General features: G+C 45.3%; 19 protein-coding genes. 3 read left to right on the forward strand and 16 right to left on the reverse strand.

Annotated elements, in window-relative coordinates:
• Nucleotides 1-221: 221 nt before the first annotated feature.
• Both NC994_RS00100 and NC994_RS00105 read left to right on the forward strand, forming a co-directional pair.
• Entirely contained in the window at nt 222-1,178 is a 957-nt protein-coding gene (locus tag NC994_RS00100; RefSeq protein ID WP_190436580.1) for a glycosyltransferase, read from the forward strand.
• Nucleotides 1,179-1,240: 62 nt separating this feature from the next.
• Nucleotides 1,241-1,909, forward strand: a complete 669-nt coding sequence (locus tag NC994_RS00105; RefSeq protein ID WP_190412213.1) for a hypothetical protein — start codon at nt 1,241-1,243, stop codon at nt 1,907-1,909.
• A gap of 22 nt (nt 1,910-1,931) precedes the next feature.
• Here NC994_RS00105 and NC994_RS00110 read toward each other — a convergent pair whose 3' ends face one another.
• From NC994_RS00110 to NC994_RS00120, 3 genes are read right to left on the reverse strand one after another with little or no spacing between them, the layout of a single operon-like run.
• Entirely contained in the window at nt 1,932-4,319 is a 2,388-nt protein-coding gene (locus NC994_RS00110; RefSeq protein ID WP_190436035.1) for a response regulator, read from the reverse strand.
• Between the two features lie 2 nt (nt 4,320-4,321).
• Complete coding sequence (locus tag NC994_RS00115; protein WP_242030606.1) at nt 4,322-8,011, reverse strand: response regulator; 3,690 nt, start codon at nt 8,009-8,011, stop codon at nt 4,322-4,324.
• Entirely contained in the window at nt 7,996-8,796 is an 801-nt protein-coding gene (locus NC994_RS00120) for an alpha/beta hydrolase (protein ID WP_190412211.1), read from the reverse strand. Before NC994_RS00120 ends, NC994_RS00115 begins: the two co-directional genes overlap by 16 nt.
• Nucleotides 8,797-9,359: 563 nt before the next feature.
• Here NC994_RS00120 and NC994_RS00125 point away from each other — a divergent pair.
• Complete coding sequence (locus tag NC994_RS00125; protein WP_190436036.1) at nt 9,360-10,058, forward strand: hypothetical protein; 699 nt, start codon at nt 9,360-9,362, stop codon at nt 10,056-10,058.
• Between the two features lie 44 nt (nt 10,059-10,102).
• On the opposite strand, the gene NC994_RS00130 is transcribed toward NC994_RS00125, so the two are convergent.
• The 13 genes from NC994_RS00130 to NC994_RS00190 form a co-directional block, all read right to left on the reverse strand.
• On the reverse strand, nt 10,103-10,912 hold the full coding sequence (locus NC994_RS00130) for a glycosyltransferase family A protein (RefSeq protein WP_190436039.1): 810 nt from the start codon (nt 10,910-10,912) through the stop codon (nt 10,103-10,105).
• 9 nt (nt 10,913-10,921) lie between these two features.
• Nucleotides 10,922-12,181: a glycosyltransferase family 87 protein gene (locus tag NC994_RS00135; RefSeq protein WP_190668175.1), complete on the reverse strand. Its 1,260-nt coding sequence runs from the start codon at nt 12,179-12,181 to the stop codon at nt 10,922-10,924.
• Between the two features lie 287 nt (nt 12,182-12,468).
• Entirely contained in the window at nt 12,469-13,194 is a 726-nt protein-coding gene (locus tag NC994_RS00140; RefSeq protein ID WP_190436045.1) for an SDR family oxidoreductase, read from the reverse strand.
• Between the two features lie 31 nt (nt 13,195-13,225).
• Nucleotides 13,226-14,503, reverse strand: a complete 1,278-nt coding sequence (locus tag NC994_RS00145) for a DUF4910 domain-containing protein (protein ID WP_190436587.1) — start codon at nt 14,501-14,503, stop codon at nt 13,226-13,228.
• 313 nt (nt 14,504-14,816) lie between these two features.
• A complete protein-coding gene (locus tag NC994_RS00150) occupies nt 14,817-15,758 on the reverse strand; it encodes a hypothetical protein (protein ID WP_190412207.1) in 942 nt (313 codons plus the stop codon).
• Between the two features lie 103 nt (nt 15,759-15,861).
• On the reverse strand, nt 15,862-16,410 hold the full coding sequence (gene rfbC, locus NC994_RS00155; RefSeq protein ID WP_190412206.1) for a dTDP-4-dehydrorhamnose 3,5-epimerase: 549 nt from the start codon (nt 16,408-16,410) through the stop codon (nt 15,862-15,864).
• Nucleotides 16,407-17,648, reverse strand: coding sequence for a class I SAM-dependent methyltransferase (locus tag NC994_RS00160; protein ID WP_190428869.1), 1,242 nt, complete (start codon nt 17,646-17,648; stop codon nt 16,407-16,409). Before NC994_RS00160 ends, rfbC begins: the two co-directional genes overlap by 4 nt.
• A gap of 3 nt (nt 17,649-17,651) precedes the next feature.
• The gene (locus NC994_RS00165) at nt 17,652-18,683 is read right to left on the reverse strand and encodes an SDR family oxidoreductase (RefSeq protein ID WP_190436048.1); all 1,032 of its coding nucleotides are present in this window, start codon (nt 18,681-18,683) and stop codon (nt 17,652-17,654) included.
• Nucleotides 18,684-18,694: 11 nt separating this feature from the next.
• A complete protein-coding gene (gene lhgO, locus NC994_RS00170; RefSeq protein WP_190436050.1) occupies nt 18,695-19,909 on the reverse strand; it encodes an L-2-hydroxyglutarate oxidase in 1,215 nt (404 codons plus the stop codon).
• Nucleotides 19,910-19,962: 53 nt separating this feature from the next.
• Nucleotides 19,963-20,736 (reverse strand): glucose-1-phosphate cytidylyltransferase, encoded by a 774-nt coding sequence (gene rfbF / locus NC994_RS00175; RefSeq protein ID WP_190412202.1) that lies wholly within the window; start codon nt 20,734-20,736, stop codon nt 19,963-19,965.
• A 308-nt stretch (nt 20,737-21,044) separates the two neighbouring features.
• A complete protein-coding gene (locus tag NC994_RS00180; protein ID WP_190412201.1) occupies nt 21,045-21,392 on the reverse strand; it encodes an SMR family transporter in 348 nt (115 codons plus the stop codon).
• 45 nt (nt 21,393-21,437) lie between these two features.
• Nucleotides 21,438-22,022, reverse strand: a complete 585-nt coding sequence (locus NC994_RS00185; protein ID WP_190436052.1) for a YqeG family HAD IIIA-type phosphatase — start codon at nt 22,020-22,022, stop codon at nt 21,438-21,440.
• 67 nt (nt 22,023-22,089) lie between these two features.
• Nucleotides 22,090-23,070 (reverse strand): decaprenyl-phosphate phosphoribosyltransferase, encoded by a 981-nt coding sequence (locus NC994_RS00190; RefSeq protein WP_190436054.1) that lies wholly within the window; start codon nt 23,068-23,070, stop codon nt 22,090-22,092.
• Nucleotides 23,071-23,196 lie beyond the last annotated feature (126 nt).

A 23,196-nucleotide genomic window follows, 5' to 3' on the forward strand; every position in this document is an offset into this window, starting at 1 on the left:
ATTGCTTAAGATAAGTGTTTATACGGATAATTTTTGCAAGTCTATTCTCTATCTACGGGTGGATGTTAGTGTACTTACGTAAGTAAAATCGGCTAATTCATCCCCCTAAGGGCTGAAAAAGTAAACGAACGGATTGAAAAAGTACCTGACTTTTGTGGCTTAAGTAGAAAGCTGCGCTGATAACAAATAACTTTATAACGGATCAGGAGCTGCTCTATATGCTGAAATTTAGCATCGTAATTACAACCTATAATCGTTTACCGCTGCTGCGGCGGGCGATTGAATCAGCGCTAGCACAAACGATGCCTTGCGAAGTGGTAGTAGCAGATGACTGTTCCACGGACGGTACCGAAGAATACGTCCGCAGCTTGGGCGATCGCGTAGTTTACTACCGCAACCCAGTCAATAGCGGTCACTCGGCTACCGTAAATGCTGGGGTTGCCGTGGCAACCGGAGACTGGATCAAACCGCTGGATGATGATGACTATCTGGCACCCAACTGTGTCTGGGAAATGGTAAAAGCGATCGCTCAACGTCCTCAAGCAGCGATTTGCTCGTGTCAAGCCGTTCAAGTTGATGTCAATGGTGAAGAAGTTACCCGCACCAAGCCGAGCGGTCCTGGCAAACTATTTTACGTGAAACAAGAGGATATCCACTACGGGATGTTGATGGAAGTAGTTCCTTTTGGGACACCCGTTCAAGTTGCTTTCAAAAAAGATGCCTTTCTCAAGTCAGGCGGTTGGGATTCGGCTTTAGATGGTAACTGCGATGACATCGACTCTTGGGTGAAAATTGCCCAATATGGGGATGCCGCATTTGTTAATCAGTATCTTACCTTCCGGACATTATGGCCGGGTGGATGCAATCAGAAGTTTTCACTGCAAAAACGGTTAGAAACCAATATCTTAATCAAGGAAAGAATCTACCCGTTAGTGCATGAAAAATATCGCTCGTCTATTCCGAAACTTGAGGAAATTAAGGCGTTTCTCAAACTGCATTGGAGTTTGGTAGGACTCAAGCAAGGAAAAATCTTAATGGCACTCAAGATGGCATATCCGGCAATGTTTTCACTTGCCGCCTGGAGTTCTTTAGCAAGAGTTACTTATTCCAGAAAAATCAATTCTCAGGCTCCTACCGTGCCTCAAGAAGTTGTAACCTACAGAACGGCTTCTATTTAAACTGTAGCCGGTACAATCAGTTATCAGCTATGTTAAATAGGTGATAACTGATTTGAATAAGAATGCAGCTTCACGTATTTAATAAAATCTTGCAAGAAAGTAAGAAGCAAATAGAAGCCGATCGCCTGATCCTCTTCTTGAATGGCGGAACTGTATTAGTATTTTTGGCACTGTCAGTTTACGCAAAATTTCTGGGAAAAGGTCAAGGCATTGAATTTCTTTTTGCCGACCCCTTCTCAATCCGACGACCCTACTACGGCTTATTAACGAGTGTCTCTGAAGTGTTATGGTGCCTTTCAGGTACAGTTTGTTTGTTTAGCTTTAGCTTGCTAAACATAATTTCTCCCAATCGCAAAGCAAATCTATTTATCTTATGTTCTGCGATTGGGATTTTTGTTTTATTAGCCGACGATTTATTTCGGATTACCTTAATTTTGAGAGATGTAGCTAAGGTGCCCAAAGGGGTGATGTACTTAGTATACGGTACTGGCGCGATCGCTTATGGTTTATGCTTCTGGCGCAAACTTTTATCAACGCCTTATGTATTGCTGATAATTGCGGGTATCTTATTTGGCATTTCTGGCTTAGTGGACATCTTGCACATCAAAGGAAATGGTACTCCGGCAATGCTAGAAGATGGCACGAAGTTACTGGGAATCCTCAATATCGCATTTTACTTTTGGCACGTTTGTCGTCAGGAAGTCATGCAGAGGAAGTATGGCATCAGTTGAGCAGTTGCTGTTAAGTCTTGCATTAGATAATTACCTCATGTAAGGCTTTCAACAACTCTTCTGTAGTGTAGGGTTTTGACAAAACGGTTGTGACCCCAGCGCGAGCCAGCTCACTCACCCTATCGTTAGATAAGAGTCCGCTAACCGCAATAATTTTAACTTGCGGGTTAATTTTTTGTAGCGTGCGAATCGTTGTTGGCCCGTCCATAGACGGCATCATCATATCGAGGAGTACAACACTAATTTCCGTTTTATGCTGGGCATACAGTACGACTGCCTCAATCCCATCGCTCGCAGTTAAAACTTTATAGCCATAAGTTTCTAGAGATGCTTGAGTCACTTGAGAAATTGAAGCTTCGTCATCAACAACCAGAATACACTCGCCGTTTCCAGTTAACAGATTAGATGGTTTTTTTAGAGCTTGCGATGTTAATTCTCCCTCGATTGCTGGCAAGTAGATCTTAAATTCTGTGCCTTTTCCCACTTCGCTATATACATTCAAAAAACCACCGTGGCTTTTGATGATGCCAAGAACAGTTGAAAGACCCAGACCCGTACCTTTGCCAATTTCTTTAGTTGTGAAAAATGGCTCAAAGATTCTATCAAGCATCTCAGTAGGCATTCCCACTCCACTATCAGAGACACTAATCACAATATGGGCACCCACTTTTGCACCTGAGTTCATCCTGGCATAGTTTTCATCAATTACTGTATTGTCGGCGGAAATCTTCAACGTCCCGCCATCTGGCATGGCATCACGAGCATTGACGCAAAGATTGATGAGTACCTGATGTAGTTGAGTAGCATCGCCAGAAACAGGCCACAGCTCTCTTGTCTGGATATGCGTATGAATCTCGATTGATTTAGGGAAAGTTTCATTTGCGATCTTCGCAATCTCGTAAATTAGGTGCCCGACTTGGAGATTTGTCCGTTCGCCTTCCATGCCTCGCGCAAAAGAAAGCACCTGTTTAACTAAATCAGCTCCACGTTTGGCATTCGTTTCGAGGATGGAAAGCAGCTGTTGACTCTGGCGATCCTGGATCTTGATTTGCAGAAGTTGAACTGACATCAAAATAGGCGCTAGCACATTGTTTAAATCGTGGGCAATGCCGCTAGCCAGCGTTCCTAAGCTTTCCATACGCTGAGCGCGGAGAAACTGCCTTTCTAGTTGTTTTTTTTCGGTTATATTGGTGTTGACAATCAGAATTGCTTTTGGGTTTTCCGCCTCATCGCGCACGAGCGTCCAGCGACTTTCAACAATGATTTCTCGACCAGATTTGGTCATTTGATACAACTCCCCATACCACTCTCCTTCCTCGATGAGAGTTTTTTGGGCGGCTCGAAGTTTTAGTGAAATTTGCTTATGCAACAGCTCAGCAGTGTTATTGCCGAGGGCTTCTTCTTGCTTCCAGCCATAGAGACGTTCCGCACCTTGGTTCCAAAATAAGATTTGGTTGTCTAGATTTTGAACCAGAATTGCATCTGTGGCGATATCCAGTAGAGCCGCTTGTTCGCAAATTTTTTGTTCCGAGTGCTTGCGCTCGGTGATGTCCATGTTGATGCCGTTCACACGGATGGGTTTGCCGGTTTGGTCGTAATAAACTTGACCTTTGCTGGCTATCCAATGAACGCTACCATCCGACCAAATAATCCGGTATTCGATGTCATAGTCCGCCCCTTCTTCCACGGGGCGTACTAAAGCTTGAGTGACTAATTCTAGGTCTTGAGGATGGATTTTGGTGAGGAAGCTTTGATAGGTGCCGTCAAAGGAACCTGGGGGAAGACCAAAATTCGCTTCTGCGGTTGCGGAGAAAACAACTTTGCCGTTATGGATATTCCAGTCCCAGGTGCCCATGTGGGCAGCTTCTAGGGCTAACCTTAGTCGCTCCTCGCTCATTTGTGCCCGCTCAGTTTGCTGTCGCAATTCCTCTGTTGCTTGGCTAGCTTGGAGGACACGACGCACGCGCTGGCGCAGAACTGCCCAGTGAATCGGCTTGGTAATGTAATCGATGGCACCTGCCTCAAATGCTTGATCGACCGATTCTTGATCTTCAAGAGCCGTAATCATCAATACGGGTGTGTTCCGCGATCCTCCAGGGGGGCGACTTTTTTCAGCAGTTCCCGTCGCTGTAGGAGAATCGCCAAACTTCTCTCCACGAGAATCACCCTCTGGAAGGGTACGCAATAGATGACAGCAGGTAAAACCATCCATCACTGGCATCATGGCATCCAGCAGCACAATATCTGGGTGTAGGCGCGTGTAGGCGGCTAAACCTTCCTCTCCGTCGCTTGCTTCTGCTACCTCGTATCCGGCTTGTTCCATCGCTCGGCGAAGTTGAAGCCGCATGAATTTGTCGTCATCTACGACGAGGATGAGGGGAGTATGTTGATTAGCGTCGGTGGTGTTCATAGCTAATTTGGCTGGCGTTGAGAGTGCAAATCCGCCTTAACTTGTTCATACTCAGCTTCAAGCTGCGGCAATTTGTCTAATGCATTTTTAATATTTCCAGTCCGAGCCATGATTTCTAACTCTTTACAGAGTTGGGCGAGGGTTGTGGCACCTAGGGTGGCACTGCTTGACTTGAGGGTGTGAGCGGTGCGTTGCAACTGGGGTGCATTTGCTTGGGCAACTGCGATCGCGATCGCTTCCAAGAGTTTTGGCGCATCGTCGAGGTAGCAATCGATCATCTCTCCTAAAATCGCCTCGGCATCTTCTTCACCGACCATTTTGCGAAATGATTGCAATACTTTGGCATCAATAGAAGTGCTGAGGACAGAGGGCTGAGGACTGAGTTGGGGAGTCGGAAGGGAGGGGTGTGGAGGTGATGGGATGACGGGGGGAATTCTTCTACTGTCGATAGAAGGACTGAGGACTGAGGGCTGAAGACTGAGTTGGGGAGTCGGAAGAGAGGGGTGCGGGGGTGACGGGATGACGGGGGGAATTCTTCTACTGTCTATTTCTTCCTCAGTCTGGACTAAGGCGCGATCGCTCTTGGATTCGCTAACGTGCTGCTTCGCTAACAATCCTGGTTCCTCAGCCTCACTTAAAGGCTGACACTTGCTCAAAGCTTGGATGAGTTCCTCGGTTCGGATCGGTTTGCTTAGGTAGTCATCCATGCCTGCCTTTAGACATTCTTCCCGATCTCCTTGCATCGCATTCGCTGTCATAGCAATGATGCGGGGACGAGAAGCAGGCAACCATTCCCCAATGATGCGGCGAGTCGCTGTCAATCCATCCATTTCTGGCATCTGCACATCCATCAGTACCACGTCATAGGATTGGCGATGTAGAGCTTCTAGCACTTCTAATCCATTACTCGCAATATCTGCTCGATAGCCCATCTGTGATAGTAAATACAAGGCTACCTTTTGATTCACAATATTGTCTTCTGCTAACAGAATCCGCAGGGGAAATTGTGCCCCTCTTTGGGGATTTATTGCCGGTAGATTTGAGCGCGAGGGCTTTACCTGGATCGGCTGTTCCCCCAAGATATGGCTCAAGACATTATAGAGATGGGATTGTTTAACGGGTTTGGTGAGGAATGCCGCGAAATCGACGGCTTGGACATCATGACTCCTTTCTGGCCTGTCGATGGAGGTCAACACAATTAAGGGTAATTTTTCATAGTTAGGCAGCTGACGGATTTTAGCCGCTAAAGTCAGACCATCCATGTGTGGCATTTGCATATCTAGAATGGCGATATCAAACGGTTCCCCTAAGTTCAGCCAGTCGAGGGCTTCAAAACCAGATTCAGCCGCCCAAGTCAGCATTCCCCAAGATTGGGCTTGTAGCGTCAATATTTGGCGATTTGTAGCGTTATCATCCACGATTAGGAGCCGCTTTTCATCTAACTGAGGTTGAGGATTTTGAGAAGCGATCGCAGAGACATTGGGAGCTGATGCCGCAACAATGGTGAAATAAAAAGTAGAGCCTACGTCTGGATGAGGGCTGTTAGCGACCGAGAGCGTAGCAGGGGATGTAGGCCCTAGCGGTTTTGCCGCAACGCTTTCGCCTTCTTGAAGGGGAGAATGAAATTCAGGGTTGCTCTTTGCACCCGGATCTTTTTTTATTGTAGGTTGCCAGTTAGAAGGAGGATTTCCCGCGATCGCTCCCATACTCTCGACCCACATCTGACCGCCCATCATTTCGCTCAGATGATTGCTAATCGCGAGTCCCAACCCGGTTCCCCCATACTGGCGAGTTGTGGAAGCATCGACTTGACTGAAAGATTTGAACAGGCGGTCTATCCGGTTGGCGGGAATCCCAATGCCGGTGTCTTTAACCGCAAATTGGATTTGGTAATCGGGCAATGCGTGGGTTGGCTCGTGACTGATTTCCGATTCTTCCTGAGCGATCGCCTCTTTTGCACTGACCGATACAATTACCTCTCCAGTTTGAGTAAACTTGACCGCATTACTAAGCAAATTTACTAAAATTTGGCGCAACCGGCTGGCATCTCCCACAATCGAGAGCGGGGTTCCCGGATGAATTAAATATGCTAATTCCAGATTTTTTTGGGCTGCTTTGAAAGCTAATAAATCGAGGGCTTCTTCAACACAAACTCGCAAATTAAAAGAATGCTTTTCTAATTCCAGCTTGCCTGACTCAATTTTAGAAAGGTCAAGAATGTCGTTGATTAGCGTTAGCAATGCATCGCCACTGCTTTGGGTTGTTTCCACAAAATCTCGCTGCTGAGGAGTTAACTCAGTGTTGAGTAGCAGTCCCGTCATGCCGATAATTGCATTCATCGGGGTGCGGATTTCGTGGCTCATATTGGCGAGGAATTGGCTCTTAATGCGAGTCGCTGCTTCAGCTGCTGCTTTTGCCTTTTCCAGTTCCAAATTCGCCTGGGATAATTCCTGAGTACGCTCGACGAGTGCCAGTTGCGCGAAATATCGCTCGGTAATATCATCGAATATCCAGAGGCGACCGGGCACGTCGTGTATCTGCGTCGCCGTGCTAGAGATACTTAGGGTTTTTGGCGTGTCGCCTTTGAACACCCAGATCCAGTTGCGAATGACTGCTTGAGGTTGGGAAAAAAACTTTGCTGCCTGCGCCACGATTTCCTGTTGATTATCAGCGCTCGTGCGTAGCAATGCCATCGCCTGAGCTAGCACGGGGGGTTCTACAGCCCCTGGGGTGAGTCCCAGTTGCTCGGCAGCGGCTTGATTGATCCACCCTTGCTCCCCACTTTCATCTACGAATACCACTCCCTGATGGATTGTCTCTAACATGGCACCGAAGCGGGCTTGTAGATTCTCCAGCCGCAAGGTGGTATCGCTGAACTGTAGAAGGGTGCGTAACTCGCCAAGTAGCGACTCAATAAATTGACGCAGACGTGGGGAGATATTGGTCTGGCGATGCCAGATCAGCAAAATTGCACCGCTATGGGGCGCTGATAAAGTCGTGCCCCTACCGGGATACTGAAATGGAAGGATGGCGAGGGATTGAGTCCCTTTAGCGACCAAGACATGAGAAGCACCGGGAGTAGCGGGGTAGTTTGGATAGTAGAGACAGCGATTTTGAGCGATCGCTTTCTCAAACAAGGTGGGCGTTGTCAGTTGATCTGGCAGCGCCTGCTGGGGAATACACACCAAGGCTTCAGCTGTGACATCATCAAGTTGGCGTAGCGCGATCGCTGCGTCGGCACAAACAAACTCCCGCAGTAAAATCAGGGCTTGCCGGATCGGTATATCGGGAGAATTTCTAGTATCGGTATTAGTAAGAGTACTCAGCACCGATTGGGACGCCAACCGCCACTCGATTCCCCGCAGAAAAGAGCCTACAAGCGTTCCAAACACAGCCACACTGCCCAGCTCAAGTGACTGGCGGGTTAGCCGCAAATCACCATGCAGCAGTCCCAAGAACAGAATGCAAAGCCCTGCGGCGGGAGCGACTTGCACCGCTGGTAGGGGCAGAAGCGTGCATATTATCAAGATGACTGGGGCGACCATCTGCATAGGCTTCCATCCATCCAGCACGCCCAGTCCGATGAAAAAGAGGGTTAGCCAGATTAGGACGGCTCTAAAGGTCGGTAGTCGGTCAGGAGGACAAAGCAGCAACCGCGATCGAAGAAGATTTAAGTTTAAGCGGCGATACATTGGGCAATTGCACTCGTTACCACGTCGGGAGCGCTGATATGCGGTAAGTGTCCTCTAGCAGCGATATTCATCAGCTTACCTTGAGGAATTTTATCTGCCATGTACTGACCAACTTCAGGCGGTACGGCAATATCATCGCTTGCCTGTAAAATCACAGTCGGTACATTCAATCGTGGTAAATCATCTCGGTGGTCAGACTGGAAAATCACTTTAGCGACCGCTTGCGCGATATCTGGACGGATAGCAGCTAGCGTATTAGCAAACTCCGCTGCCAATTCAGGTTTATCCTGAGTAGCCATTGCGATCGGCGCAAAACCGCTAGCCCAAGCATAGTAGTTGGTTGACATGGCTGCATAGAGCGTATCTAAGTCAGACTGCTCGAAGCCACCAACATATCCGTCATCGTTGAGATAACGGGGGGACGCATCTAGAAAGATCAGTTGGCTGAAGCAATCAGGCTCGACTAATGCTGCCAGTAAACTAACCATCCCACTGACCGAGTGCCCCACCAAGATGCTCTTGGTTAACTTTAACTCGGCACATAAATCCAGCAAATCCTCAGCATAGCTGTATAAGCTGCTGTAGCGGCGCGGACTATAGGCAGAAAAATCTGACTTACCTCCCCCTACATGGTCGAACAGCACAATGCGAAAATTAGGCGCGAAGGCTGCTACCTGATGTCGCCAAGCCGTCTGATCCGAGCCAAAACCGTGGGCAAAGATAATTGTCTGGCTGCCATCACCCAGCATTTGGACATTATTACGCTGCATGATGCTCGTTGCCATAGGTAGTTACTCCTTCTCTTTATTACCTTAATGCAAGACAAAAACTATACCGAAACCAAACTAAAAGACTTACCTCATTGAGGTTATATTTTAGCGTTCCCTAAAAGCTCAGATATGTAACAGCAGCCATGCGAGAAGCTGTCAATTACTATACCGACTTTCTTAACGCGGTTCCCAAGCCGGAACTAAAGACAATAACCTAACGATCCTTTAAATATTTTAGGTTGAGGCATACTAATCCTAATGCAAAAATAAACAGTAACGATAAAACGAACATAATTTAAGCTGACCCAAGGACTAGATTACATAATTTCGCTTGATTGTCTTCCCAACCCTTTGTTCTTCCAACTCTTTTCAGATGCTCAAGCTATCTATTCGTCTACTGTATTCCTTGAAATACAGAAAGCTTCAGTCCAAAGATAAATCAAACATATTTCCCGGTTCCCTGGACTCGTTTGCTAAAATTTATTTATACTCAAATACATAAAAATGTACAAAAACTTAATTATTTAAGTCTGTTATGTTTTTCTATTATAAAATAATCACAACTAGCTTGAATGAAAATGCGGAATTATCAAATAAAAAAAATCTGGCAAGACCTCAAAAAGCAAATCCTAGAAGACCGCTCCGTTCTCGTTTTTAATGGTCTAGTGCTGTTACTGTTTCTGGGAATGACAGTCTATGTCAAAATGGCAGGCACCTACTACGGTTCAGACTACTATGCCAGAGTTAATTTCATAAAACTTCTATTTGCTGAACCTTTTCGTAAAGACATCCCTTACCTGGCTCTTTTCACTCACTTTTCAGAAATCCTCTGGTGCATCTCTTTAACGATCTGTTTATTTAGCTTTACCTTACTAAAAAGAATTCGTCATAGTCACAAAGGCGATCCCTTTATCCTCTTCTCTGCGATCGCGCTGACTATTTTTCTATTGGATGATATATTTCGGCTCACGTTGACGCTGGATTTATTAGTGGGTATCCCAAAGGTAATTATGTATTCCCTATACGGTCTTGGTTTAGTGAGCTATATCGTTGCATTTTGGCGCAGAATATTATCAACACCCTATATTCTGTTGCTAGTCGGTTTTAGTTTATTTATAATCTCAGGTATGGCAGACTTATTGCCTATTAAGGGTGAAGGAACTCCAGTTATTTTAGAAGATGGAAGCAAAATATTAGGCTTAGTGAATATTATTCTCTATTTTTGGGACGTCTGCGAAAAAGAAGTGATGCGATCGCGCAACCTATCAAATGAATAAATTGCTTTATAACTATTTTTCCTTGTAAGGCTTATTTAGAATTGCTAGTTCAGTTTATATAAGCCAAATTCGCTACGAATTGATTTCGTTATAAATCGATAATTGAAGGCTTCTCTTATCCGAGATCGGAGGCTTAACGTGATTCCCGCCTTAGCACCAAAGAAGGTGTCGAAACCTGTCTGATATATATTTTCTCCATTTCCAATAATATAAACAGCACCTTCAAAGGGCAATTGCTTGAGTCTTACTCCTTTCTTTATCTCAATTGATTTATGAGAATCAATATGGATAAGGAAAGCTAGATTAGCATCTTCCACCTTTTCAGGCAAATCATACAAATCGTACCGGACAATTCGGCAGGTTCCGCACGATCTATTGAAGGCATATTTTTTGGAATATATCAATCGGCTGCCATCCTGATATATATACCCCTTATCCACATACCATCCATTAGATTGTGGATGCTGATTGACAAATTCTGCCAAATGTTTACTTACACAGTCATCGGCATCAACGGTCATTATATAAGACGGCTTTAGCTGTTGAGCATATATAAATCCCGTCAGAACCTTTCGCAACTTGTCCAGACGCTTAAATGTCAAATCTCGATCTTTCCATTTCTCCAAAGCCACTGTTTTTAAAGCTGTATTTGGCGGTGGTAAATCTACTTCAATGTATGTGATCTGAGGATGATTAAAGTCAATATGTGGATTTTTATGACAAACAACAATCACCCTAAAATCGGGTGAAGTTTGATTGCAGATTGACTTGATACATCTTTCAAATAACTTAAGAACGCGCTCCCAAGAATTTGAAGATTGCTGACTTTTGAGCGGTATAACAAAAACAATCATACTGACACCTTAAGAATTAATGCCATAAAGCATGGTCACAAAGCAGGGTCTCAAAGACCCAACACTACTTTGAGATTGCTGAAAGCGTTTTGAATTCTGCCGTCGAGCAGCCAATAAGACTCCCAGTAGTAAGATGCCGCCGAAGAAGTAATGAGAGATAAATACCCTGGATACTAAAAAACTGAGAAATTGAGCATTTGCTGGTTTGAAGTAAGCCAGAGTATAGGTAACAGGCAACGATATCAATAAAATGCCTAATATTATTAGGCTAGACCAAAGCCGTTTATTAGGGACTGCTAATTTGTTGCCTAGATAGAGAGATAAAGGTAGTAGTAACAATAGATAGTAGTGAGTCCAAGAGATAGGACTTGTAAGCAGTGCTAAACAAAGGACAACAGAAAGCTCTAAATTTTCTTCTTCTAATGTGACATGTTTTTTTGAGCGCCAGCAAATCCAAATAGTCGCACCAAACAGCAGTGAGAGCAATGCGTACCGCACCAGTTTGAACCCCAATCCTACCTCTAGAGGCAGCCACTTGGTAAGACCACCATCAGTTAGCAAACGAGCTAAGAAGCTATCGAGTGACTGACTGTTGTAGGCGGCGATTGGCTTTCCAGCATAAGGCTGAATGCACATCTCAAACCAAGTCTGATGCAAATCGACTCCGAACAAAAGGATTGATGCTCCGACAATTGCCAGTAGCGCTGCACTAAACCCCGCCACTACTCGCCATCGACCTCTCATTACAAAGTAAACACCAAAAAGGAACAAGGGAATTTTAATCAAAGCAGCGATCGCTAAGAGTGCACCCGTCCAAATTTCGCGTTTAGCCTGGATGCAAAAAAAAGCTGCAATTAGCAACAACAAGACAAAATGAGTCGAATTTCTTTCTCTCAAGTTGTAATAGAGAGGACCATTAATCGCAAAGAGTCCGAGTAGTGCGATTTTTTGTTTTTCGGTTGTTAGTTCGCCTAGCTTGATTAGTAAATAGTAAGTGAAGAGAAGCGCAATGCCACTTAAAAACATCAGCAAAACGTGGGCGTTTTGCTGACTCAATAAAGAAAAAGGAGTAAATAAATAGGCGATTATTGGAATATTTACAAAAGTCCCAGCCGGACAATCAGGTTGTCCTAAGCAATTTTTATCCGGTAGGTATAAATCCGGGGGATTTTCTAGTACAAGACGACCTGCTGGGTAATAAGCTTTGTCAAAGTCAGCAAATAAATTTTGTGCAGGTGGATTAGAAATATTCCATAAAAATAGCATCATAAGTAAGACAGGGAATCCATAGCCTAACCATAAATTCCATCGCTTTTTTAAGTATTTATCAGCAAGGCTATTTAGCCCAACTGCCCCTAAGATTAAAAGAATGAAAATCAAGTAATTTTTCATAGAAAACCTGATTTAACTCCTATAAATGCTATAAAAAGTTCTGAAGATAAGGTCAGACAAATGATATCTCAGCTCGTGAAAACATAAAGTTGAGGATTATGACGCTTATTAAGCCTTTGGTTATTACCCAAATGTGTCTTTGATTCTATGAACCTGAAGGAAATTTAAGCTTTTCTCAAAGGTCGAATGTTGATGTCAGTTACTTCGGCGGTGCGGGGCAAACTGAGGGCATTGAGTACCACGGCGGCTACATCTTCTGGTTGCAGAAGTCGTTCTGGATGATATTCTCTACCTTCTATCTCTTGAACCGATGCTTGCATGGGACTAGCAGTGCGTCCGGGGTAGATGCTGAGAACGCCCACGCCATCTGCGTTGACTTCTTCTCGCAGACTGTCAGCGATCGCTTTCAGTGCATGCTTGGTCGCAGCATATTGTCCCACACCGCCTCTGGCATTCAAACCCACGGTCGAGTTGAGGAAAGCGATCTGACCCTGACGAACTGTTAGCATCGGCAATAAGGCTTGTGTCAGCGCATAAGGAGCGCGAACATTGACGCGATACTGCCAGTCAAAGTCTTCCAGAGAGGCGGTTTTCATGTGTCCTAAGGTGATAACGCCAGCACTATGAACGAGCAGATCAACCTCTCCTACATCTTGCTCAAGACGAGTTTTTAGCTGCTGAATGTCTTCGTCTAGTGTCAGGTCAACTTGATACAGCAGAACTTTGGATGCAGTTGCTTTAGCAGTTTCGGCAACTGCCTCTAGCGCTTCTAAATTACGTCCCACCAAGCAAAGCGTTGCTCCTTGTGCTGCCAAACCGAGAGCGATCGCTTTGCCAATTCCGCTACTCGCTCCCGTTACAACTGCAATTTTGTCTTTTAAGGTTGACATTCAATCTTGGATGCAAGGATTTGGATTAATCTCAACTGACGGCTGCTGATTTTAAACACTCTTTCAATAAATCATGTTCTAGTAAAGCATCTGCTGCTCTTTTAATCTCATCAAATGCTAAACCCGACCTGTCTGCTATGTCTAGCAATGTATGATTGCCATCGGCTAAATTCAAAACCCACAAAATTGCCATTTCATTCAGTGCCCCCTCTTTCTGCCCGCCAATTCCTTTATATAGACCCCTTTTTCCCAGTCTCGGCTCGCATTTAGGATTTTGATTTAAGTAAGTCCCATTGCCTTCCAAAACGTGGAAAATTGACAAACATTTAGAGAAGGAGTCAGCCAGATATTGCGGTTGCACAAAATCTAGATTATCTGCCGATGTGTGGTATTCGGGAAACTCACCGTGCTGCGATCGCATAAAACAACCCACAGCCAGATTGAAGCCCGGAGAGCAATACTGCCGCTCATCGTAGCCATAGGGGAAGAAATCAATAATTTCATGTTCTTGCCCCGAATGCTTTAAAACGTGAAGGCTGGCTCTATCGATTTGGGCATCACCTTGGCGACTTCTCTTATAAGTAACTTTCCCTGGATCTCCCACACACGTTAGAACCAATCCGTGTTTAATTTTTTGGGCTTGGGCTTCATTTAAACATAGCCAAGTAATGGAACCTATCGTTCCCGGAATAAACAGAAATCGGTAAGAGTATCTCAGAGAAATCGAGCTGAGATGTTTTGCCAAATAGGTACTCAGAGCGATACCCGATAGATTATCGTCGCAGAGAGATGGATGACAAGCATGGCAGGAGATTAAAACTTCGTCTGGGCTTTCTCCTTTAATGTAATACTCGCCATAAGTCAGGCTCCCTGGTTCTAAAGAGGAATCAATGCAGACTTCATACTCTTCATCTTTTAGTTCTAAAAATTGCTTGTGGCTCAAACAAAAGCCCCAAGTTTCTTTATAATAAGAAGTTCGATAAGGAATCCACTCAGGAGTATCTGGTAGGGTGAATAGGTGTTCTTTCAGTTCCTGGAGCGGCATTTTTTTCCGAACCGGCACGCTGTAATTGACAACGTGCAAGTTGGATTTTTGGAAGTCTACAACTCGCTCACCTTGGGAATTTTTGATGTAGGCATCTTTAATATTCCACTCCTTCGGAACCGTCCAGTCGAACACTTCCGTTCCCGTCGGAACCTCGTGAATTTCTAAAGGAATGAGTTCTTGAATAATCTTGAGAGTTTCTCGAAAGCCATTTCCTGTAATACTGCGGCAAATCGGATATAGCTTTGAGATCACCTGGTACATCTCGTTGCCAATCTCATCAGGGTTAAGAACTCTCTTTAGATCGGTGAGGTTCACAGCTTTAAGCCTCTTTTGCAAAAAATCAAGGGCAACTCGAACGTCCTTAATACTAGCTTCAGCATCCGTAAAGTTAGCACTGATTTTAGCGACCTTTACAGGATTGTTAGTTGCTGCATCAGATGGCAGTGCATCTGAGTCGGTCATTTCAGCTCTCGGAGATCCCCCCAATTGCCTTTTAAAAAGGGATTGGGGGAGATCCTAAACCGAAGAGGGCATCATCTGGATCTGGAAGTGTTCGCTGAATGCTCGTTAACTTCTAACGAACAGAGTTTAGGACTTCCGCTGGAGGTTGGAACACAAGCCCCTCCTCACTGGGTGGTGGCTCGTTTTCGTAGAGCGCAATGATGTCATCAGGAATGCGAGCGAGATCGCTACCCCGCATGAGTTCTCTGAGCGTAGTGCCCTGAGGCGCGGAGTCGAGATTCGGTGCGCCGTCCTTAGCGATAACATCGTCGAGGTGTACGGTTCTGAAGTCGATGCTAAAGCGCGTGCGTCCGGAGGTGTTGGGCACTGTCCAATGCAGCTGTGCGCCAGAGAAGAGGATGATTCCGCCTGGTTTGGTAACGACTCGGATCTGCGGATCGAGATCGACGTGTTCTAATGGGCGGGGCTGCTTCCGGGTATCTTTCTTGATGTGCTGGGCGGCGTTTTTCCGCCCTTCCCGGTTCCACTCATAGTGGTTGTACTCGCTAGAGCCATTTTTTACTGGCTGGCTCCAGTAGCGGGGCTGAAATGCCATCGAACTCTCGGATTCATAGTCGTAGATGGGAAGCCACCAGTTCATCTGGCAGAGGGGAGCAGCGTACCAGGTGTCACGATGCGGGTGCAGCGGATAAGCAACCCCTGCGTTGAGGTAGGTGCCATCACACACAACCCTCATGCGCGGAACGTCGAAATAGGTTTTGTTCATTTCGCAGCCAAGATCCTCTAGCAGTTCCCGAATCAGCTGCTTTGACTTGGGGTGATGGATAAATCTGGGCTTGAGCGGAGCGACAATCTCCACAAACTTTTCGACGGGGAGGCTAAATTGTGCTTCTCGTGGATCTAGAGAACCAAACGCTTCTTGGGTAAGTTCGCGAGCTAATTCGCACAGCGCGATCGCACTTGGACGGGGTGAGAAGACGAAAATCTGTCCGTTGAAAAGATGTTTTCGCCTCACCTCATCGTTAACATCAGAATCGAAAAAGATTGTGTTCACTTTGCTATTTCCTTAAGGGTTGTAGCGCTCCATTCACTCTACATTATCCAAACATTGAGCGGGTAGTTCTGTATCGAACAACTCGCTCAATAGTTAGAAAAAATTATGCCCCGACAAGAACATAAGAGCTGAACAAAGGCCAGGATAAATCTTTTTCGGAAATTTCACTGACGGGTAAGGGCCATTCAATCCCCAGGATGGGGTCGTCATAGTGCAGCCCGCGCTCATACCCTGGTGTATAAAACTCGCTCATCTGATATACCACTTCGGCGTCATCGGTTAGGGTTTGGAAACCGTGGGCAAACATTTCAGGAATATACAGGGCACGCCGGTTTTCAGCGGTTAGTTCGATGCCAACATGACACAAATACGTGGGCGATTCTGGACGCATATCGACGATTGCATCGTATATGGCACCACGGGTACAGCGAACTAATTTTGTTTCGCTGGCGGGGGCTGCTTGATAATGCATACCCCGCAACGTCCCTTTTTTGTAGTTCACGGATAGGTTGCATTGGGCAACGTTTGGCTTTAATCCACGATCTGCAAATTCATTGGCACAAAAAGTCCGAGCAAATAATCCTCGATTATCTTCTCGTTGCTCTATGTCAATAATAAAGGCACCCTTGAGTTTGGTTTCGGTGAATATCATAGGTAAACTTGCACTTCTGGAATTGGGACTACAAATTTGCCTCCCCACTCTCGAATAAATGCCATCTGCTGCATAATTTCCTCTTTGAGGTTCCAAGGCAAAATTAGCAGGTAGTCAGGCTGTTTTTCGCGGATTTCGTCGGGGTTGAGGACGGGGATATGAGTGCCGGGTAGAAAGGTTCCTTGCTTGTGAGGGCTGCGATCTACCGTAAAATCAACAAAGTCTGTGCGAACTCCACAATAATTTAGGAGGGTATTGCCTTTGGCTGGGGCACCATACCCTGCGATCGCTTTCCCCTGTTGTTTCGCTTCAATCAAAAAAGTCAGTAGCTTGCGCTTGGTTTCTTTGACTTTTTCTCCAAAGGTCAGATAGGTGTCTATCTTATCTAAGCCTGCCTGGGTTTCCTTGGATTTTAATTGATTGACGCGATCGCTCATGGCTGGCTCAGCCGCATTGTCATGCTTGCCGTAAATTCGCAGCGAACCGCCGTGAGTCGGGATTTCTTCGACATCAAATAAGGTCAAACCGTGAGCTGCAAAGATTTTTTCGACGGTTAAGAAGGAGAAGTAGGAAAAATGCTCATGATAAATTGTGTCAAACTGATTTTGCTGCATCAGCTGTAACAAATGGGGAAATTCCATTGTCAAGATGCCATCTGGCTTCAAGGCTATCTTCATTCCCGCTACAAAATCATTCACATCCGGAACGTGGGCGAGGACGTTGTTGCCCAACAACAGATTGGCTTGCTTCCCCTCTGCTGCCAGTTCCTTAGCTGTTTCCACCCCAAAGAACTTGACTAAGCTGGGAATTCCTTTTTCCTCTGCAACTTTTGCTACATTTGCCGCTGGTTCGATTCCTAAAACCGGGATTCCCTTTTCATGGAAATACTGCAACAGGTAGCCGTCATTACTAGCAATTTCAATGACTTGATGATTTTTGTCAAACCCAAACCTTTCTACCATCAAGTCCGTGTAAGCTTTGGCATGACGCAACCAACTGTCTGAGTAAGAAGAAAAGTAAGCGTAGTCTCCATCCCCAAAGATATGATCGGGAGATTCAAACTCTTCTAGCTGCACCAAAAGGCAACTTTCGCAAACATAGGCATGAAGTGGGTAACTTTTTTCTGCCCGACGCAGCTGTTCTGGTGTTAGGTAGTCATTGGCAATGGGTGACATCCCTAGATCGGCAAAGGTGTGCTCAAGGGATTTGCTGCAAAAACGACACTTAGCGATCGCCATGATTTATACCTCCTTACTCCAGAAAAAGTCTCGATCGATTTGTTGGGTGCGAATTAGGTACTCTAGCTGCTTCAAGCGAGTGAACCCTCTGAACAAGAAGATATCTTCAGTCATATCAATTTGCTTGAACAAATCGAATAACTGCTGGGCACCCCGCTGGGCATCCCATTCACACTTAAATCCCGGTAGGGTTTTGTTAATCTTCTCGAAAGAAACTCGATAGCTGCGGTTATCCGAGCCATTTTCTCCAAAGGTTAACTGGCATCCTTGGAAGACTGAGGCAATAATTTCCGCAATTTCTTTAACTCGATAGTTATGAGCGGTGTCCCCGACGTTGAAAATTTGGTTGTGAACAATGTCGCGAGGTGCTTCTAGGGTACAGATAATTGCCTTACAGATATCAAGGGCATGAACCAACGGACGCCAGGGAGTTCCGTCGCTGATCATCTTGATTTCTTTCGTTGTCCAAGCTAAGCCCGCCAAGTTGTTTAAAACAATATCAAAACGCATTCTGGGAGATGCCCCAAAAGCAGTGGCATTTCGCAGAAAGGTCGGAGAAAAATCGTCATCTGCGAGTGGCTTGACATCTCGTTCTACGAAGGTTTTACATTCTGCATAAGCGGTTTGGGGATTGACGGGAGATTCTTCAGTCACATCATCTTTTGTGGCGACGCCGTAGACGCTGCAAGAAGACATATAAACGAAGCGCCGCACACCCGCTGCCTTCGCGAGATTGGCAAGGCGAACTGAACCTTTATGGTTAATGTCGTAGGTGATATTGGGTGAGAGTTGTCCGGCGGGATCGTTGGAAAGTTCTGCCATGTGAACGATTGCCTCGACACCCTCTAAGTCTTCTGGTGTGATGTGCCGCAAATCTTTGTTGAGGGTTTTGGCAGTTAAATCGGTGGCGTTATACAGCCAACCTACTTTGTAGAAGCCGGTGTCCACCCCAATCACTTCGTGTCCGCGTTTCATCAAAAGGGGCGCGAGTAACGAGCCGAGATAGCCTTCTGTTCCTGTTACTAATACTTTCATTCGTTCAATTCCTAAACGCTAACAGTTGTTTGTAGGGGTTGGGGTTCCGGAATTTGCTCTACGATTGCTTTGCCAATTTCCAGGGAAGAGGTAGCCGCGGGGGAAGGCGCATTGCAAACGTGGACGGAGCGATCGCCTTTAACAATTAAAAAGTCGTCTACTAACTTGCCATCGTTCATCAAAGCTTGAGCGCGAACCCCAGCGTGGGTGGGAATCAGGTCATCCGATTGCACTTCCGGAATCAGCCTTTGCAAGCTCCGCACAAAGGCGGCTTTACTAAAGGAGCGAATGATTTCCTGAATGCCTTCGTCGGCGTGTTTTGCCGCTAGTTTCCAAAAACCTGGATAGGTCATCACTTCAGCAAAATCACGCAGATTAAAGTCTGTCTTTTTGTAGCCTTCACGCTTGAGGCTGAGAACGGCATTGGGTCCTGCGTGGACGCTTCCATCAATCATCCGGGTGAAGTGAACGCCCAGGAAGGGGAAATCTGGGTTAGGAACCGGATAAATCAGGGTTTTGACGAGATAGCGTTTTTCTGGCGTGAGTTCGTAGTATTCTCCCCGAAAAGGGACAATTTTCGCTTTCGGATCGACGTTTCCTAATTTGGCAACGCGATCGCTATGCAGTCCGGCACAATTGATGACAAAGCGCGTTTCAAACGTGCCGTTATTTGTCTCAAGTACCTGATTCTCCCCCGTTCCAACAATTTTCTCAACTTTGGTATTGAGGCGAAGTTCTCCACCTTGGGCTTCAACTAGCTCAGCATATTTCCGAGCCACCTGCTTGTAATCGGCAATCCCGGTTGCGTACACCCGAATACCCGCGATACAGGCGACATGAGGTTCAATTTCTCTGACTTCCTCTGCACTAATCTTGCTAATTTTTAACCCATTTTCCAAGCCGCGTTGATAGAGGCTTTCTAATCGTGGCAGCTCTTTTTCCTCCGTTGCCACAATTACTTTGCCGCAGACTTCGTGCGCAATGCCATGCTCTCGGCAGAATTCTACCATTGAGCGGCTTCCTTCTCGGCAAAATTTAGCTTTGAAACTTCCTGGTTTGTAATAAATGCCAGCGTGAATCACGCCACTATTATTGCCGGTTTGATGATACGCCCACTGGCTCTCTTTTTCCAGCACCACTATACGGGCAGAGGGATAGCGTTTGCCCAAAGCCATTGCTGTAGAAAGTCCAACAATCCCGCCGCCAATAATTGCAAAATCATACATAAGAGTTCTTGCCCCTGCAACTGAAATGGATGAGTGTTTATCCTAAAAATTTGTTACCAAACTTTCCAAGGAGCATTCCCACTCTTCCAAAGTTCTTCTAGGTAGTTCTTATCTCGTAAAGTATCCATTGGTTGCCAAAAACCAGGATGTCTGTAAGCAGCCAGATGTCCATCTTGAGATAATTTTTTCAGGGGTTCTTGCTCCCAAATTGTGGAGTCATCTTCAATATAATCAATGACTTCCGGCTCTAGAACAAAGTAACCCCCATTAATCCAAGCACCATCCCCTTCAGGCTTCTCCCGAAAAGTGGTAATTTTATGTTGATCGGGTTCTAAAGAAATCGCTCCAAAACGTCCCGGTGGCTGAGTTGCAGTCAAGGTTGCCAAACACTTTTGCTCTCGATGAAAGTCTATTAGCTCTTGAATATTGACATTCGCTACGCCATCTCCATAAGTAAAGCAAAAGGTTTGATTCCCAATATGCTCTCTAACTCGCTTTAAGCGTCCTCCGGTCATCGTTTGATCTCCGGTATCTACCAACGTGACTCGCCAGGGTTCGGCATAGCCACAATGCACATTCATTTGGTTAAACCGCATATCAAACGTGACATCGGACATATGTAAGAAGTAGTTGGCAAAATACTCCTTAATTACGTAGCCTTTATAACCACAGCAGATAATGAAATCGTTGATTCCATAAGCTGCGTAAATTTTCATAATATGCCACAGCACAGGTCGTCCACCAATTTCCACCATCGGCTTTGGTTTGATTGTGGTTTCTTCCGTGAGTCGAGTTCCAAGGCCTCCAGCCAGTATCACTGCTTTCATGCGATCGCCTCTTTTTTCATGAAAATGAATCTATACCTTTAGATAGATTCATGTATAATAGAAATGTATTCTTAGTCGAAAAAATCAATTTTCTCTAATTAAATATTCTAAGCGGAAAATACTGAGATATCTGTAAAGATACAGTAAACAAATAGAGGGTCTTTATTAAAACTTTAAAAAGTTGAGCCTCTAGTAGTTTTAAATTTTTAACTCATAAAAACAGCAAAAAAATCGCAAAATCGACTAATTTTGCGATTCAAGCTTGTAGGCTAGAGCAGTAGCCTAGAAGGTTGCCGATAGAATACTAACTATGTTATTGAAGACAATCTGCCAAAAGCGATCGCGCAAATTCCACTGATCATCAATCCCACTCCCACCCAATCAACCGGAGAAACTTTCTCCCTGAGAATAACTGCTCCGGCAATCGTCGTTGCTACCACCGTTAAGCCAATCACCACTGGATAAGCAACTGATAAATTAAACTTCCCCAAAACTAAAATATAGAAAACTGTACTGAGACCATAAACTAAAATCCCACCCAGCAAGTAAAGATTTAAGGGATTTTGACCGGCTCCCAATTTTAACAATGTTTGTGCGAGAGTATTTAAGCCAACGGTCAGCAAGATTAAAAAAGGAAACAAAAGATTAGCTAACATAAACAACGACACTTTCTTGGATATTCAGCTTGCTTAAGCCATCGCTTAATAAAAAGAATCAAAATCCCAAAGCTCGCGGTCGTTAGGCCACGGTGTTTGGACTCGTTTTCCCAGGAGTTTTTCCCACCATCGAAAGGGATGAGGAAGCGTAGCAACTTGGATGCTCGCACAGCCGCTTAGCCATGCCCCTAACACATCTGTATGACGGCTATCACCAATAACGACAACTTGTTTTGGTTTAAGCCGCATATATTTGATGGCTTTACGGAAGGCAAAAGGAAAGGGTTTCTTGGCTGGGTTGATTGCTGGAATCTCTAGACGATGGGACCAAGCCTTTACCCGATACCGGCGCTTGCCATTCGAGAGAATGAAAAATTGAAATCCTTGTAATTTTGCCTGTTCGATCCAAGCTTCGGCATCAGGAGACACGTAGCGATCGTCTTCAGAAACAATGGTGTTGTCTAAATCGATAATAATCCCTTGAATTCCGCAAAGCTTTAGCAAGTCAAGCTCTATGGCTGCCAAGCTGTACGCCTCTCTCGGAAAACTGTAAGGCCCCTGGTTGACAGCCGGTTTTTTAGATTTTTGTTTAACAGAGCGGGAAAAGAACAGAGACACTCGGTTTAACATTTGGTCATTTCACTCACAGCCACAACAAGTTCAGCCACAACAAGTTCAGAGACTAACAACTCAAAAATTACTCGATTAGCCCTTGACGTTTCAGGAATAGAATGACAAAGCTGGTAACGATCCAAGAGAGTACCGTCAGGAGAATCGGCACGTCTTTTAATAAAATTTCCTCCGGACGCTCAGTCTGTCCTCCTTCGTCATCGATATCGCTTCTCCGAGCGATTTCTTGCGGATCGCTCAGTAGCTGATAGCGGAAAACCCCGTATAAAACAAAGGGTAATGTAAGTAACATCCAAGGTGTTGATGCTCCACGAACTTGAGGTCCGGAACTCCAGATCGCGTAGGTTATGACTGCGCCGGTTGTCACTGTATTTTCCATGCGGCTGAGTAAAGGCAACGAGTAGCGCTTCAATACAGACCGGGTCTTGCCACCTCTAATTGACAATAGCCGCAGTTCTGCTTTGCGCTTTTCCACACCCAGAAACAAAGCCAGCATAGCAGTACACAGGAGAAACCAGGGGGATAAAACAATGTTTGTTGCAGCAGCACCTGCATAGGCTCGTAAGACAAAACCCATTGCGATCGCAATAATATCCAAAATCACAGTCCGCTTCAGCCGCAGGTTATAGGCAATTTGCAGCAGTGCGTATGCGGTGATGGTTGCTCCCAAGTAGGGCGATCGCAACCAGCCGACAATTAAACCAGTGCCCAGCAAACAGACTGCCATTACCATCGCCACTGGCACGCTAACTAAGCCTGCGGCAATGGGTCGCTTACTCTTGACTGGATGTAGACGGTCAGCTTCTACATCTGCAATGTCATTGAGTAGATAGAAACTACTCGAAGTCAAACAGAACAAAGCAAACGCCAGTAAAGAGCCTAGCAAAGATTCCAGATTAATACTGAAAGCAAACAAGGGCGCTGCAAAAACAATCAGATTTTTTGTCCACTGGCGTGGTCTTAAAGCTTTAATATAAGGAAATTTTATAGAATTATCAGCTAGCTTAGTTGAATTTTGTTTATCACTAGGAAATGCGGGAATTTTCATTTGCTTTTAAACCTTTTTTCTGATAGAAATAATTTTTTTAGGCAGATTCACTGCAAAACTTCGTTTTAAAGTACCCCAGCTTGTAGTAAATACTACAGTCAACAACACCACGGTTTAAATGACTTT

Source organism: Trichocoleus sp. AS-A1, from assembly GCF_039962015.1.
Classification (GTDB): domain Bacteria; phylum Cyanobacteriota; class Cyanobacteriia; order Cyanobacteriales; family FACHB-T130; genus FACHB-T130.